We start from the raw sequence: 13,641 nt of genomic DNA, 5'->3' as shown, positions 1-13,641 counted from the left end.
GGTATGAACAGACAATAACAGAGCTGTGATTGCCGACCGTCCCTTCGCTGGCATGACCCAGATCAGGTTCAAAGGGTTCGGCTTACGCCATCTCAGCCCATACAGGACACCCCTCGGAGGTGCCTGTTATACGACATTTACTTTTTGATTACAATCGCCGGGCGCTGTGTCTGACCTTGCTGAAAGCGACGATCCGTTTAGTGCGGTATCGCAATATTTTGCTGGCACTCGGGGCGGGAATTTTGTCACTGTAGGCCGGTTACCTACGAGTCTAAGGATGATATCCGATGAAAAAGATTGGTTTTCTCTCGTTTGGCCACTGGTCGCCTGCCGCCCAGTCCGGCACGCACTCTGCGGCGGATACGCTGCTGCAGTCCATCGATCTTGCCGTTGCTGCAGAAGAGCTTGGCGCGGACGGCGCTTACTTCCGCGTGCACCATTTTGCTCGTCAGCTAAGCTCGCCTTTCCCGCTGCTGGCGGCCATCGGGGCAAAAACCAAACGCATTGAAATCGGCACCGGCGTGATCGATATGCGCTATGAAAATCCGCTTTACATGGTGGAGGACGCGGGGGCGGCGGACTTGATATCCGGGGGCCGCCTGCAGCTTGGAATTAGCCGTGGCTCGCCGGAGCAGGTGATCGACGGCTGGCGATATTTTGGCTATGTGCCGGGCGAAGGAGAGACCGAAGCCGATATGGCGCGCCGTCATACCGAAGTGTTCCTCGAGGCGCTGAAAGGGGACGGTTTTGCCGAACCTAACCCGCAGCCGATGTTTCCTAATCCGCCGGGGTTGCTGCGTCTGGAGCCGTTTTCTGCCGGGCTGCGGGAGCGAATCTGGTGGGGAGCCAGCTCCAACGCGACCTCGGAGTGGGCCGCGAAGTTAGGGATGAACCTGCAAAGCTCCACGCTGAAAACCGATGAATCCGGCGAGCCGTTTCATATCCAGCAGGCGAAGCAAATCCGTGCTTATCGGGCCGCGTGGAAAGAGGCGGGCCATACGCGTGAGCCACGCGTTTCCGTCAGCCGCAGCATCTTCGCGTTAATGGACCAGCGCGACCGCAACTACTTCGGCGGCAGCGGCAAAGAAGGCGATCAGGTTGGCTACATCGAGCCACAAACCCGGGCCATTTTCGGCCGCAGCTATGCCGCTGAACCGGAACTGCTCATTAAGCAACTGGCGCAGGATGAAGCGATTGCTGAAGCCGACACGCTGCTGTTAACCGTGCCAAACCAGCTGGGCGTGGATTATAACGCGCACGTCATCGAATCTATTCTGAAGCACGTTGCACCAGAGTTGGGCTGGCGCTAAATAAAACAGGGAAAAGGTCATGCTATGAGCGAGGATTTTTACTGGATTAATGAGCCAAAAGTCTGGCAAGAAGGCGACGGCGGGCTGACGGTTGTCACCGATGAACAAACCGACTTCTGGCGCAAAACATGGTACGGGTTTGAGCGTTTCTCCGGCCATTTTTATGGCTGCAACGTGCGGGGGGATTTTACTTTCCAGGTGAAGGTCAAAGCTGAATTTAGCGCACTTTACGACCAGGCCGGCATCATGCTGCTGGGGGATGAATCCCACTGGCTAAAAGCGGGCATCGAGTTTAACGACGACGCGCCTGCCATTGGCAGCGTGCTGACGCAGGGCCATTCCGACTGGGCAACCGGCGTCTTTCCCGGTCAAGCAAATCTGTTTTGGATGCGCCTGACCCGAAAAGGGGACAGCCTGCGGCTGCAGTATTCCGTTGACGGCAAAAGCTGGCCGCTGCTGAGACTGGCGCATTTCCCCGGATTCGACGCATGCAGGGTAGGCGTGATGTGCTGCACCCCGCAGCGTGGCGGGCTGGCGGTGAACTTCGAAGAAATGATGCTGAGTGCCGCGCTGGATAAAGGACTGCACGATTTAAGTTAATCAGCCGTTTAGTCGGGCGGCGCCCCGCCAGACATTTGCCAGGCAGGGTTTCTCCTGGCGGGGACAAAGCCGGTAACGGGGCAAATGTTTTTCCGTTGGGCATTGAAAATAAAGTGCAAACGCTTCGCGCTTCATTCAGCCCGGTATAATTCGTAGTATATTGTGAGTATTGATGGTTATCAGGTGCTCTTCATGTCTTACTCCATCGGCGAATTTGCCCGGCTCTGCGGGATAAACGCCACCACGCTCCGTGCCTGGCAGCGTCGTTACGGCCTGCTCAAGCCGATGCGAACCGATGGCGGTCATCGGCAGTACAGCGACGAAGATATCCAGCAGGCGCTTAACATTCTCGACTGGGTGAAAAAAGGGGTGCCGGTCAGCCAGGTTAAGCCGCTGCTGGCCCGGCCTGAAACGCGCCGGGCGAACAACTGGCTTGGCCTGCAGGAGAGTATGTTGCAGCGGCTGAATGAGGGGAAAATCGAATCTCTTCGCCAGCTTCTCTACGATGCAGGCCGGGAATATCCGCGCGCGGAACTGGTGACGGAAGTGTTGCGCCCGCTGCGCAGTAAAGTCTCGGCTAACGTACCGGCCATCATGACCCTGCGCGAAATTCTCGACGGTATCATTATCGCCTACACCTCGTTTTGCCTTGAAGGGGATAAAAGAGCGCCCGGTGACAACTGCCTGATTGCCGGCTGGCATCTGAGTGACCCCTGCGAAATCTGGCTGGAGGCGCTCAGGCGAACCGGCCAGGGACACCGCATCGACGTGCTTCCCGTTCCGCCTGCCGTCCTGGCCCCGGAAATCTTTCCCGATCGAAAATGGCTGCTGGTCACCTCCGGTAAGCTGACGGCGACACGTAAAAAGCAGCTTGAACTCTGGCAGCAGCAGGGCGCTACGCTCGAGGTCATTCCCCTCTAGGCCCGTTTTCCCCTCCACAATATCCTCCTCCAGCGGCCCGTTGAAAACGCGGTGGGCCGAGCTGTGCTATCAAAAAATGAAAATCTACCGCATCGTTTGACTGTTTGTAATTAGTTGAAATTATTATCTTTTTGAAAATATCACAATCAAAACTTGGACAAATCTAAGTATTTGTGCAAGTTTTAATTATACGATAACGTCAGGTGCTTCACCGCGAGGGTGAAACTCATGGGCACAACGCCAACCGCCATTCATCGCTTTGTTGATTATTACGCCGGGCTGGACAAGCAGTCGCCCTCGGCGCTGGCCGGGCTTTACGCCTCCGAGGCCATACTCATCGATCCGTTTGGCGAGCATCGCGGGTTGCCTGAGATCCAGCGCTACTTCGCCCACCTGCTGGCCAGCGTGGCGTACTGCCGCTTTGCTATTGATCCCCCGCTATGTGATGAGGCGCGTTTTGCCGTCGGTTGGACAATGCACTGGTCTCACCCGAAGGTCGCCGGTGGAAAAGGGCTGTCCTTGCCTGGCTGTTCGGTGGTTGATCTCAAGAACGACCTGATTATTCGTCAGCGCGACTACTACGATGCCGGAGAAATGCTGTACGAACATCTGCCCCTGCTGGGTTGGGCGGTTCGCAGCGTGAAAAGAAGGGTGCGCCCATGATGACTGTCCTTATTACGGGCGCAAGCTCCGGCATCGGCGCCGGGCTGGCAAAATCCTGGGCCGATGAGGGCCATCGCGTCATTGCCTGCGGCAGAGATGCGGCGCGGCTGGCAACCTTGCAGCAGCACAGTTCAAACATCGCGGTACGCCAGTTCGATATGACCGACCGGGATGCCAGCCGCGAGGCGCTGGCCGACTGCCGGGCGGATCTGGTTATCCTTTGCGCGGGAACCTGTGAGTATCTGGATCGCGGCCAGGTGGATGCCGCGCTGGTTGAGCGGGTGATGGCGACCAATTTTCTTGGGCCGGTCAACTGCCTGGCCGCGCTTCAACCTCGGCTTGTTGCCGGCAACCGCGTGGTGCTGGTCAGCTCGATGGCCCACTGGTTGCCATTTCCACGGGCAGAAGCCTATGGCGCTTCGAAAGCCGCGCTGACCTGGTTTGCCAATAGCCTGCGCCTGGACTGGGAGCCGAAAGGGATTGCCGTCACGGTGGTTTCACCGGGATTTGTGGACACACCGTTAACTCAAAAAAACGATTTTTCCATGCCTGGCCGGGTAAGCGTTGATGCTGCGGTGAAGGCGATTCGCCGTGGCCTGGCTAAAGGCCGCGATGACATTGCTTTCCCGACGGGATTCGGCCTGGTGATGCGCCTGCTGGCGGGGTTACCCGTAGGTCTACAGCGCCTCTTTTTGCGCAGGATGGTTCGCGCATGAACATCGCTATTATCGGCGGCGGTATCGCCGGGCTGACCTGCGCCTGGCGGCTCGCCGGACATCATCAGGTCACCCTCTTCGAGGCGGGTTCCAGCGTGGGAGGCCACACTGCCACCGTGGATGTTGCTACGCCGCAGGGAACCTATGCCATAGACACCGGATTTATTGTCTATAACGACAGGACTTATCCGCGGTTTATGGGCCTGTTGAGCGAGCTTGGCATCCGTGGGCAAAAAACGCAGATGAGTTTTTCGGTGCATAACCCGCAAAACGGGCTGGAATATAACGGCCACACATTTAGCTCGCTGTTCGCCCAGCGTCGTAACCTTTTTAACCCGTCATTTTGGGGACTGTTAAAAGAGATTGTCCGTTTTAACCGGCAGGCAAAAGCCGCGCTGGCGGGAGAGATTGATCCCCTGGCGACGTTGCAGGACTTCCTCGCTCAGCGGCAGTTCAGCGCCTTTTTTGCACGTCACTACATTTTGCCCATGGGGGCCGCTATCTGGTCCTCGTCGCTGGAAGAGATGCGCCGTTTTCCTCTGGCGCTGTTTCTGCGCTTCTTTGAGCACCATGGCCTGCTGGATATTACTCAGCGTCCCCAGTGGTACGTGGTACCCGGTGGTTCTCGGGAATACATCCGGGCGATGCTGGCACAGCTGGGTGAAAGGCTGACCGTGCATCTCAACTCGCCGGTACAGTGCGTTGTCCGTCATCATGACGGCGTTAACATCCAACTGGAACACGCAAGCCAGGCGTTCGATCAGGTGATTTTTGCCTGCCACTCGGCTCAGGCGCTGGCGATGATTGAGCACCCCACTCAGGCCGAGCACGAAGTGTTGGGCGATATTGGCTGGCAGCGTAACGAGGTGGTGTTACACAGCGATCGCCGCTGGCTGCCGGTGCGCGAACGCGCCTGGGCAAGCTGGAACTATCGCTTGAGTTCGCATGAGCGGGCCAGCGCCTGCGTCACTTACAACATGAACATTCTGCAGGGGTTGCCGAAAGAAGCGCCGCTGTTTTGCGTGACGCTTAACCCGGAAACGCCCATCGATTCCCGCTTCGTCTGGCAGCGGTTTGTTTATGAGCACCCGCTCTTTAACCCTCAAAGCTGGCGTGCGCAGGCGCGTCGCGGCGAGATTAACGGCCACCAGCGAAGCTGGTTCTGTGGTGCCTACTGGTACAACGGTTTTCATGAAGATGGCGTGCACAGTGCGCTGGATGTGGTGCAAGGCATTGCGGCCAGAGGAGGGCAATAAGATGAACAGTTGCCTTTATGAGGGGATCTTGCGCCACCGCCGCCTTCAGCCTAAAACGCACCACTTTACCTATCGTGTGTTCATGGCCTGGCTTGATTTAGACGAGCTTGATGCGCTGCCGGGGATTGGCATCCGCCGTAACCGCTTCGCCGCAGCCGCTTTTCACGATGTGGATTACCCGCTGGGCGCACCGCTCAAAGAGAAAGTCCTTGCGCGGGTGAAAGACCTGACGGGGGAGCAGCCTGCAGGGCGAGTTATGCTGCTGACCCAGCTGCGTTACTACGGTTTCCACTTTAACCCGGTCAATTTTTACTACTGCTATGACGGCGATAACACCCTGCGCTGGGTGCTTGCCGAGGTACGTAATACTCCCTGGAACGAGCGCCATTACTATGCCGTGGATGGACAGACGTCACGTCCGATTGAAAAAGCCTTCCACGTTTCGCCGTTTAACCCGATGGACATGGTGTACCACTGGCGTTTTAACCCCCCCGGCAAAACGCTGCACATGCATATTGAAAATCATCAGGCCTCGAAAGTGTTTGATGCCACGCTGTTGCTGCGCCGTCAGGCCCTGACGCGCAAAAATCTGACGTCCATGCTGCTGCGTTTCCCGGCGATGACGTTAAAAACTGCGGTCGCCATTTACTGGCAGGCGTTGCGGCTGTGGCTCAAACGTGTGCCTGTTTACAATCATCCGGCCAGCAGGAGTGAACGTTCATGACCAGTCCCGCCTTTGCGCTTGAACCTGATGTGCCGCGCAGCGTCCGTATCGCACGCTGGCTGTTGTTTCGCTTGTTGAGCGGTATAGAGCAAGGGTCTGTCACCGTGCGTGAAGGATCGCAGACCTTCCATTTTGGTGATGCAGCCGCCTCACTTAGCGCCGGGGTGCAGGTTATCTCCCCGAGAGTTTACTGGCGAGTGCTCACCGGCGGGAGCCTGGCGGCCGCCGAAGCCTGGATGGACGGTGACTGGGAGAGCGAAGAGTTAACCCCGTTACTGCAAATTCTGGCGCTAAACGGGCGTGTTTTAGGGCGGCTGGAAAACGGTTTCCGCCTGCTGGGTAAACCGGTGGAGCGTTTTCGCCACTGGACGCGGCGTAATCACCGGGAGCAGGCGCGGGAAAACATCGCCGCACATTATGATTTGGGCAATACCTTTTACTCGCTATTTCTCGATCAAGAACTGCTCTACTCCAGCGCGCTGTTTGCCTCTGAGGAGCAGGATCTGGTTCAAGCCCAGCGTGCAAAAATGGCGCGCCTGTGTGAACAGCTGACGTTAAAGGCAAGCGATCATCTGCTGGAGATTGGCACCGGCTGGGGGGCGATGGCGGAGTACGCTGCGTCTCACTATGGCTGCCGGGTTACCACCACCACTCTGTCCCAGGAGCAATACGACTGGGCGAAGGCACGCATCGCTCGTGCGGGACTGCAGGACAGAGTCGAAGTGCTGCTTTGCGATTATCGGGATTTGACCGGGCAATATGACAAGCTGGTTTCGATAGAGATGATCGAGGCAGTAGGGCAGCGCTATCTGCCCGCGTTCTTTCGCACCTGCCAGGCACGCCTGCGCCCGGGAGGAAAAATGGCGATTCAGGCCATCACCATTCAGGACCAGCGCTACCGGGACTACAGCAAAAGCGTCGACTTTATCCAGCGCTACATATTTCCCGGCGGTTTCTTACCCAGCGTGACGGTGATGAGCGACCTGATGACCCGCCACACCGACTTTGTGGTGCGTAACTTGTTTGATATGGGCCCCGATTATGCCCGCACGCTGGCGCACTGGCGGCAGCGTTTTATTCATGCCTGGCAGGAGATTGAGGCGCTGGGGTTTGACGCCCGCTTCCGCCGGATGTGGCTTTATTACTTCGGCTACTGTGAGGCCGGATTCAACGCCCGCACCATCAGCGTGGTGCAGCTGACCGCAGAGCGGGTATGAAACGCTATCTGCAAGTTTGTCTGCTGCTGTGTCTGAGCGCGCTTTCGTCAGCGGCCCACGCTGCCGACTGGCTTAGCTGGCGTAAAGTGGGAGACGCGACCCTGACCTGGGGGCCGTTTACCGTCTATACCTCTCAGCTGCGCACGCCGGATGGGCGCTATCAGGGGCTGAAGCAAGATCAGGCGTTGATCATTACCTATAAGCGCGATATCGACCGCCAGGCGCTGGTGGATGCCACCCGCGAGCAGTGGCAGGCGCAGGGTATCCTGGCGAGCGAACCGCGAAGTGAGGCCTGGCTGCGGATGCTGCAAACATTTTGGCCGGATGTCACCACAGATGCGCAGCTGGCTTTTGTCCTGACTGACGGGCAGGGCCAGTTCTGGTATCGCGCCTCTGCGGCGCAAAAAAGCTTTACGCCACTAGGGCCGCGCCAGACTGCTGATTTCAGTACGCGCTTTCTGGCCATCTGGCTGGGACCCCGAACGCAATACCCTGAGCTGCGCCAGCAGCTGACCGGAGGTGAAAAATGAAACGCATACTGTTACTCACTCTGGGGATGCTGATGCTGTTGGCTGGCTGTAGCACCGAGATTACTGATTATCGTCACCAGCAGCTTACGCTAGACATCTTCCATTATTTCCAGGGCAAAACTGAGGCGTGGGGCATGGTGCAGGATCGCAGCGGGAAACAGCTGCGCCGCTTTCACGTTGAGGTCGACGGCAATGTGGTGGGGGACACCCTGACGCTGAATGAACATTTCCTCTATGACGATGGGGAACAGCAGCAGCGGGTGTGGCGCATCCGCCGCGTCAGCGCGGAACGCTTCGAGGGTACGGCCGGGGATATCGACGGCGTGGCGACGGGCCAGGCCGCAGGCAACGCTTTTAACTGGCGCTACAGCATGAATGTTAAAGCCAACGGCAGCACCTGGCTGCTGCACTTTGACGACTGGATGTACCTCCAGGACGACAAACATATCTTCAATAAAACCGAGATGAAAAAATTCGGGGTTACCGTAGGCACAGTCACGCTGTTCTTCACCCGCAAAGCGTAGTCAGAGAGGATAAAGCTATGAGCACCAAACCTGTGATTGGGATCAGCGGCTGTTTAACCGGTTCGGCCGTGCGGTTTGACGGCGGGCACAAACGTATGGCCTTTGTGATGGAGGGGCTGGCACAAAGTGTGACCTTCAAACCTGTCTGCCCGGAAATGGCGATTGGTCTGCCTGTTCCCCGGCCCGCTCTGCGCCTGGTGAAACTGGGCGAAGGGGAGATCAGAATGCGTTTTAGCCAGGCGCCGCATGACGACGTCACGGAGAAAATGGCCGATTTCGCCACAAACTACGTCTCGGGTCTGGATGGGCTGGCTGGATTTATCGTTTGTGCTAAATCGCCGAGCTGCGGGATGGAACGTGTCAGGCTGTACGACGTGAAGGGCAACCCTGGCCGCAAGGAGGGCGTGGGGACGTTCACCCAGGCGTTGCTGGAGACATTCCCCTGGCTGCCGGTGGAAGAAGACGGCCGCCTGCACGATCCGATGCTGAGGGAGAACTTTGTGGAGCGCGTTTTCGCGCTGCATGAACTGAACACGCTGCGGGCTAACGGCCTGAGCCGCCGCGCGTTACTCGATTTCCATAGTCGGTACAAACTTCAACTGCTGGCGCACCATCAGGCGGGCTACCGCGAGATTGGCCCTTTCGTCGCCTCGCTGCATGAGTGGGACGAGCTCGACAGCTTCTTTGTGGCCTACCGTGAGAAGCTGATGGCAATCCTTAAAACGCCCGCCTCGCGGAAGAATCACACCAATGTGTTGATGCATATTCAGGGGTATTTTCGTCCCAGGCTGAATACTCGCCAGCGCGGTGAGCTGCGGGATGTGATCCTGCATTATCGCGACGGGTTGTTGCCGATCCTGGCTCCCCTGACGCTGCTGAAACATTATCTGGCGGAGTACCCGGATCGCTATCTGCTGACGCAGAACTACTTCAACCCTTATCCGGACTATTTAGCGCTGCGGCTCGGGGTAAATTAACCGACCTGAAGAAGGTGGCCGAACCCGTGTTCGGTCTCCGGTTAACGCAGCGGCTGCAGCTCATAAATCCACGCGGTAACGGTGCGGCCATCACGCGTGCTGACCTCGACTTTGACCCGGTCGTACCCGTCTTCAAATTCGTCCAGCATCGGCCAGTGTTCATTCAGATTTTGAGAGAGAAACAGATAGCCGTGAACCTCCGGGCCATTTTTATCCAGCACGATGCCGGGGAAGTCGGCGGCAGCCCCCCAGCCGCGTTCGTAGAAAGTACCGCGCACATAGCCCGGCAGCCACTCGCCGCCAATGTTTTCCATGATGTGGGCGTTAACGTGGCCGGGACGAAGCGTGCCGTAGACAAACAGTGATTCCATTTTTCCTCAACGCGTAAAGCAACGACATCAGGAGTAGAGAAGGGAGTTCAACATACGGCGTATTGGGTCGGCTGGCAACGGGAAAGCAGGGGGATTAATTCAAGGGATGCATGCTGATGAAAATCGTCGGCATCCTGGTACTGTTCAGAGGCTGTGTCGTGATAGTTACTCCGTTTATTTAAACCCTGGCCAAGAACATAAACATCACCCGTTGCTGGAGATACAGCTTCCGGTAACATGAACTGACCCCGGAACTGCTGGCAACAATGGATCAATCCTCGTTTACGGCGGAACTGCTGGCCGGAATGAATGATGAAACGCGAATGCTCATCTCTGACCAGCAGGAATATTGTCGCCAGTATCCTGTTAATACCATATATCGTAGCAGCCTTATCAGAGAGAACGGAACAATTCGGGCTGCCTACAACGGAAAACAGATCGAAATTTCAGGCGGCAGAAAGGTTAAGGTTAGAAGGTGATGAAGTTGAAAAAATTGAATTAACGGGAGTTGCTGATGTGGATCATAAATCGTATATAGCGATTGCTTAGGCTTAATCCTTATATGATTATTTCTCACCCCCAAGAATTTAGCCTGGGCAATAATCTAATTCGATGTATCTTTTGGGACTTGTAAAGGGATAGTAATTACAATTAGTTGTTAGATTTATGATGATTAGGGGGATTGTCATGTCAAAATATCACGAGCCTATGTTGCTTCACCCCTCTCGATTATTTTCATCTGTCGGGACCTGCGGTACCAATGCTTCTGAAGATGTAAAAAATATCCAGAAAATGATGCTGGATGCTGGTTATCAGCAAGCTACAGGGAGACATCTACGTATAAATGGGCAGTGTGGTCAGCAAACCATAGAGGCTATTCGTTGGTATCAGCGTTTGCTGAACATGCATCCATCTGGATTAGTTCATCCAGTGGACAGTGCATTTATGGTGGCGCTTGAGAATGCTGCTCCGGGCTGGCGACCAAGACACCAGCATGGACCATTAAGGGTAATGGAAGGGCAGATCACTTTTGATGCGGAGGGCGCTGATTATGTTACCGCTGTGGCACCGTTCAGACAGCACCGAACGCCTTACTTTTCGAGGATACTTCACTGGCCGACTGATGTTTCGTCCGGTGTTACTCTGGGGCGCGGCTATGATATGGGAAATCGTTCCACTGGCGAAGTCTTTGCAACATTGCGTGGAGCAGGATTGGAAGAGTATAAGGCAAGGCTTTGTTCCAGAGCTGCCGGGCTTAAGGGGAGGCTAGCAGGTGAGTTTGTGAAGGTGTACGGGCCATTAGTGGGAGAAATCACCCATCAGCAGCAAATCAGGCTCTTTGAAATTGCGTACAGAGAAAAGCTCGAATATACAAGGAGCGTCTATAGCCGGGTATCAAGGCGAATACCTGATGCTCCAGCATGGCAAAGTTTTGAACAACGGATAAGAGATGTTTTGGTTGATATATTTTTCCAAGGGGTGGAGAATGCTGAAGCATTATTCAGAGCGGCAATAAAAGGAAAGTCCGCCCTAATTGAACTTATCCGAGCATCATCTATTTATATGTCATATGAAAGCAACAGGAAAAGGTTAAGGTATTTGAAATGAAAGAAAAAATATTTTCATTAATAGTGGTGATGATGTTTTCCTTGCCTTCCTATGCGGCGTTGTCAACCGGAAATGAAAGAGACGCCTGTTTTAAAGAGCATAAGGAAATTGCTGATGCATATAATTGTCTCTATCAAAAACGGGTAGAGAGTGATAATCAGTTAGATATTTTGATATCTGAGATCAGTAAAAAAATTATATCCAACTATGATTATCCCACAGAGAAATCTGATAGTTCTGATGAAACTGTTGGCTCCGTATATAATAAATATTTTTTAGATTCTCAGAAAGCCTGGATGACTTACAAGAAAAATCTTTGTCTCGGTGTGGCAAGTTCAATCGGGGAGGCGGCGCGTGATTATCAATCATATAAAGATCAGTGTGAGATAAACCTGAACAAGCGTCATATAGAAGAACTTCATATCATGGATTTACCTCCTGCCAGGTAAACATACAGGGGAGCATATTTGGGGTCAGGGTCACTACACTGAAAGAGCGTGTTTTATCACGCCTGGCCTTTAGCTCTTTAACCTCTGCCTGTTTCTTTGCATTAGGTCAATGCCCTGAGCAAAGAGTCTTTTAGCTTCATCACGGCGCTGCCTTGCATCAGCAAGTGAAACAGCAGGGTAGACACCTATAGAGAAGATTTTTTGCTTCCCGTCGAAGCGGTAAGCATTTGCCAGTATTTGGAACCTTTAGGGCTAACGCGAAGGAACATACCAAAGCCATCGGTCAGCTTGTATTCCTTATCAAGGGGTTTGGCGTTTTTTACTTTAGTATCAGGAAGTGGCATAACGGCATACCCCGCTTGTTGGTAAAAACGGAATCGAACTACCATTACCAACATATTTACCAGCTAATAGGTATGGCTTCGGGTGGTTTTTAGTGAACGAGGGTGAACCTGAAGAAGGGGATAACCAACTGATAGAAATGCAGAAAGCAGACGTCAGTGAACGTCTGCTCCCTTAAATATGGCTCCTCTGACTGGACTCGAACCAGTGACATACGGATTAACAGTCCGCCGTTCTACCGACTGAACTACAGAGGAATCGTGTGAACGGGGCGAATATTAGCGTCGGTCATAAAACCTGTCAACAGTAAAAGTAACGCATTAATTCATATGGTTAAATTTACGCCTCGTTGCTGATTTAATGCACCGTATTTCCGGCAGTGCCGGGGGAGTTTTCACGCTCAACCAGGCGCTGGAGCGGATCCTGCCCATAGAACTGGCAAAAACGCTGGTAAAGCGAGGCGAAACGCGGCGTGAACAGCTGCGGCGCGCTGAAGAAATATTCGGAAAGCACGGCAAAACATTCAGCTGGATCGGTGGCGGCATAGGCGTCGATGCTGGCGGCATTTTCGCCCACCATGTCGATTTCATCCTGAATGCTGTCCATCGCGGCGTGGAGGTCGTGTTCCCAGCCGGCCACATCCCGCAAAGCAATTAACGGCACGCCGCTGGCGCGGTCGCCGTTGCGGCTGTCCAGCTTATGGGCAACTTCGTGAATAATCAGGTTAAAGCCGGAGGCATCGAAGGAGTCCTGTACGTCCAGCCAGTTAAGCACGATAGGGCCCTGCTGCCAGCTTTGCCCGGACTGCACCACCCGCTGGCTATGCACCAGGCCGAAGTCGTCCTGCCATTCGTCATCCACAATAAACGGCGCAGGGTAGAGCAAGATTTCGTGGAAACCGTCCAGCCATTCAATGCCCAGTTCCAGCACCGGCAGGCAGAACAGAAGTGCAATACGTGTGCACTTCAGATCATCCAGCTCAAAACCCTGCAGCGGAACCAGCCGTTTTTGCTGTAAAAAACGGTCCGCAAGGCCAATTAATTTCTGCTGCTCGGTTTCACTGAGTGATGCCAGCACGGGAATGGCTAACGCTTGCTCCCACGGTAACGCGGGGGCGGCGCTTGAATCGGTTGCTTTCCAGGGCCACTTAATCATGTTACTTGCTCGCAAAGTCATCGTTTGAACTGAAACGAAAGAACCCAGACTGTTAAAATGCCGCATAACCTGGCATGATGGCAACCACCAGAACGGAGAGATGCCGGAGCGGCTGAACGGACCGGTCTCGAAAACCGGAGTAGGGGTAACTCTACCGGGGGTTCAAATCCCCCTCTCTCCGCCAATTATTCAAGCACTTATCGCATTTCATTTCAGTGACCAATCTCTCGCTCCCGCAATACAGGTAACCTTATGTGTGACAGTAACGCCTGGCATCG

Annotated in this window: 16 protein-coding genes, 2 tRNA genes, 1 pseudogene and 1 riboswitch; of the genes and pseudogenes, 15 read left to right on the top strand and 4 right to left on the bottom strand. The window is 54.7% G+C overall.

Annotated features, from left to right (window positions below):
* Positions 1 to 22: 22 nt before the first annotated feature.
* A riboswitch (TPP riboswitch) is annotated at positions 23 to 124 on the bottom strand.
* A gap of 163 nt (positions 125 to 287) precedes the next feature.
* From AAIE02_RS09990 to AAIE02_RS09940, 11 genes are all read left to right on the top strand, one after another.
* Positions 288 to 1,310: an LLM class flavin-dependent oxidoreductase gene (locus AAIE02_RS09990; protein ID WP_166991413.1), complete on the top strand. Its 1,023-nt coding sequence runs from the start codon at positions 288 to 290 to the stop codon at positions 1,308 to 1,310.
* A 24-nt stretch (positions 1,311 to 1,334) separates the two neighbouring features.
* A complete protein-coding gene (locus AAIE02_RS09985) occupies positions 1,335 to 1,910 on the top strand; it encodes a DUF1349 domain-containing protein (RefSeq protein WP_166991416.1) in 576 nt (191 codons plus the stop codon).
* 192 nt (positions 1,911 to 2,102) lie between these two features.
* Positions 2,103 to 2,831, top strand: a complete 729-nt coding sequence (locus AAIE02_RS09980; protein ID WP_498532462.1) for a MerR family transcriptional regulator — start codon at positions 2,103 to 2,105, stop codon at positions 2,829 to 2,831.
* Positions 2,832 to 3,059: 228 nt separating this feature from the next.
* Positions 3,060 to 3,494, top strand: a complete 435-nt coding sequence (locus tag AAIE02_RS09975) for a nuclear transport factor 2 family protein (RefSeq protein WP_166991422.1) — start codon at positions 3,060 to 3,062, stop codon at positions 3,492 to 3,494.
* Positions 3,491 to 4,210: an SDR family NAD(P)-dependent oxidoreductase gene (locus AAIE02_RS09970; RefSeq protein ID WP_498532461.1), complete on the top strand. Its 720-nt coding sequence runs from the start codon at positions 3,491 to 3,493 to the stop codon at positions 4,208 to 4,210. Before AAIE02_RS09975 ends, AAIE02_RS09970 begins: the two co-directional genes overlap by 4 nt.
* Entirely contained in the window at positions 4,207 to 5,466 is a 1,260-nt protein-coding gene (locus tag AAIE02_RS09965; protein WP_498532460.1) for an NAD(P)/FAD-dependent oxidoreductase, read from the top strand. Before AAIE02_RS09970 ends, AAIE02_RS09965 begins: the two co-directional genes overlap by 4 nt.
* Before the next feature lies 1 nt (position 5,467).
* Positions 5,468 to 6,190: a DUF1365 domain-containing protein gene (locus AAIE02_RS09960; protein ID WP_498532459.1), complete on the top strand. Its 723-nt coding sequence runs from the start codon at positions 5,468 to 5,470 to the stop codon at positions 6,188 to 6,190.
* On the top strand, positions 6,187 to 7,407 hold the full coding sequence (locus AAIE02_RS09955; RefSeq protein WP_498532458.1) for a class I SAM-dependent methyltransferase: 1,221 nt from the start codon (positions 6,187 to 6,189) through the stop codon (positions 7,405 to 7,407). Before AAIE02_RS09960 ends, AAIE02_RS09955 begins: the two co-directional genes overlap by 4 nt.
* Positions 7,404 to 7,937: a hypothetical protein gene (locus AAIE02_RS09950; RefSeq protein ID WP_336981405.1), complete on the top strand. Its 534-nt coding sequence runs from the start codon at positions 7,404 to 7,406 to the stop codon at positions 7,935 to 7,937. Before AAIE02_RS09955 ends, AAIE02_RS09950 begins: the two co-directional genes overlap by 4 nt.
* Positions 7,934 to 8,461: a DUF3833 domain-containing protein gene (locus AAIE02_RS09945; RefSeq protein WP_498532457.1), complete on the top strand. Its 528-nt coding sequence runs from the start codon at positions 7,934 to 7,936 to the stop codon at positions 8,459 to 8,461. Before AAIE02_RS09950 ends, AAIE02_RS09945 begins: the two co-directional genes overlap by 4 nt.
* Positions 8,462 to 8,478: 17 nt before the next feature.
* Positions 8,479 to 9,438, top strand: coding sequence for a YbgA family protein (locus AAIE02_RS09940; protein ID WP_498532456.1), 960 nt, complete (start codon positions 8,479 to 8,481; stop codon positions 9,436 to 9,438).
* A gap of 41 nt (positions 9,439 to 9,479) precedes the next feature.
* Here AAIE02_RS09940 and AAIE02_RS09935 read toward each other — a convergent pair whose 3' ends face one another.
* Entirely contained in the window at positions 9,480 to 9,809 is a 330-nt protein-coding gene (locus AAIE02_RS09935; RefSeq protein ID WP_336707556.1) for a gamma-glutamylcyclotransferase family protein, read from the bottom strand.
* Positions 9,810 to 10,118: 309 nt separating this feature from the next.
* Here AAIE02_RS09935 and AAIE02_RS09930 point away from each other — a divergent pair, with 309 nt between their 5' ends.
* The 3 genes from AAIE02_RS09930 (at position 10,119) to AAIE02_RS09920 (ending at position 11,866) form a co-directional block, all read left to right on the top strand.
* Positions 10,119 to 10,358 (top strand): hypothetical protein, encoded by a 240-nt coding sequence (locus tag AAIE02_RS09930; protein ID WP_498532455.1) that lies wholly within the window; start codon positions 10,119 to 10,121, stop codon positions 10,356 to 10,358.
* A 138-nt stretch (positions 10,359 to 10,496) separates the two neighbouring features.
* Entirely contained in the window at positions 10,497 to 11,417 is a 921-nt protein-coding gene (locus AAIE02_RS09925; protein WP_498532454.1) for a DUF8812 domain-containing protein, read from the top strand.
* Complete coding sequence (locus tag AAIE02_RS09920; protein WP_166991446.1) at positions 11,414 to 11,866, top strand: lysozyme inhibitor LprI family protein; 453 nt, start codon at positions 11,414 to 11,416, stop codon at positions 11,864 to 11,866. The genes AAIE02_RS09925 and AAIE02_RS09920 overlap by 4 nt, the downstream gene beginning before the upstream one ends.
* A 31-nt stretch (positions 11,867 to 11,897) precedes the next feature.
* On the opposite strand, the pseudogene AAIE02_RS09915 reads toward AAIE02_RS09920, so the two are convergent.
* The 3 genes and pseudogenes from AAIE02_RS09915 to mtfA all read right to left on the bottom strand — a co-directional run.
* Positions 11,898 to 12,210, bottom strand: a pseudogene (locus tag AAIE02_RS09915) (Arm DNA-binding domain-containing protein); the annotation flags it as partial.
* Positions 12,211 to 12,389: 179 nt separating this feature from the next.
* Positions 12,390 to 12,465, bottom strand: a tRNA-Asn gene (locus AAIE02_RS09910).
* A 100-nt stretch (positions 12,466 to 12,565) separates the two neighbouring features.
* Positions 12,566 to 13,363: a DgsA anti-repressor MtfA gene (gene mtfA, locus AAIE02_RS09905; RefSeq protein ID WP_008458051.1), complete on the bottom strand. Its 798-nt coding sequence runs from the start codon at positions 13,361 to 13,363 to the stop codon at positions 12,566 to 12,568.
* A gap of 94 nt (positions 13,364 to 13,457) precedes the next feature.
* On the opposite strand from mtfA, the gene AAIE02_RS09900 reads away from it, so the two are divergent.
* Positions 13,458 to 13,547 (top strand) — tRNA-Ser (locus AAIE02_RS09900).
* Positions 13,548 to 13,641: the final 94 nt, after the last annotated feature.

The organism is Cedecea sp. Ae19-4 (assembly GCF_059801165.1).
This window is presented reverse-complemented; position numbering and strand designations above follow the sequence as displayed.

Bases quoted from the DNA above. Each gene is read 5' to 3' on its own strand.
- AAIE02_RS09990 (WP_166991413.1), top strand. From the start codon at position 288: ATGAAAAAGATTGGTTTTCTCTCGTTTGGCCACTGGTCGCCTGCCGCC.
- AAIE02_RS09985 (WP_166991416.1), top strand. From the start codon at position 1,335: ATGAGCGAGGATTTTTACTGGATTAATGAGCCAAAAGTCTGGCAAGAA.
- AAIE02_RS09980 (WP_498532462.1), top strand. From the start codon at position 2,103: ATGTCTTACTCCATCGGCGAATTTGCCCGGCTCTGCGGGATAAACGCC.
- AAIE02_RS09975 (WP_166991422.1), top strand. From the start codon at position 3,060: ATGGGCACAACGCCAACCGCCATTCATCGCTTTGTTGATTATTACGCC.
- AAIE02_RS09970 (WP_498532461.1), top strand. From the start codon at position 3,491: ATGATGACTGTCCTTATTACGGGCGCAAGCTCCGGCATCGGCGCCGGG.
- AAIE02_RS09965 (WP_498532460.1), top strand. From the start codon at position 4,207: ATGAACATCGCTATTATCGGCGGCGGTATCGCCGGGCTGACCTGCGCC.
- AAIE02_RS09960 (WP_498532459.1), top strand. From the start codon at position 5,468: ATGAACAGTTGCCTTTATGAGGGGATCTTGCGCCACCGCCGCCTTCAG.
- AAIE02_RS09955 (WP_498532458.1), top strand. From the start codon at position 6,187: ATGACCAGTCCCGCCTTTGCGCTTGAACCTGATGTGCCGCGCAGCGTC.
- AAIE02_RS09950 (WP_336981405.1), top strand. From the start codon at position 7,404: ATGAAACGCTATCTGCAAGTTTGTCTGCTGCTGTGTCTGAGCGCGCTT.
- AAIE02_RS09945 (WP_498532457.1), top strand. From the start codon at position 7,934: ATGAAACGCATACTGTTACTCACTCTGGGGATGCTGATGCTGTTGGCT.
- AAIE02_RS09940 (WP_498532456.1), top strand. From the start codon at position 8,479: ATGAGCACCAAACCTGTGATTGGGATCAGCGGCTGTTTAACCGGTTCG.
- AAIE02_RS09935 (WP_336707556.1), bottom strand. From the start codon at position 9,809: ATGGAATCACTGTTTGTCTACGGCACGCTTCGTCCCGGCCACGTTAAC.
- AAIE02_RS09930 (WP_498532455.1), top strand. From the start codon at position 10,119: ATGATGAAACGCGAATGCTCATCTCTGACCAGCAGGAATATTGTCGCC.
- AAIE02_RS09925 (WP_498532454.1), top strand. From the start codon at position 10,497: ATGTCAAAATATCACGAGCCTATGTTGCTTCACCCCTCTCGATTATTT.
- AAIE02_RS09920 (WP_166991446.1), top strand. From the start codon at position 11,414: ATGAAAGAAAAAATATTTTCATTAATAGTGGTGATGATGTTTTCCTTG.
- mtfA (WP_008458051.1), bottom strand. From the start codon at position 13,363: ATGATTAAGTGGCCCTGGAAAGCAACCGATTCAAGCGCCGCCCCCGCG.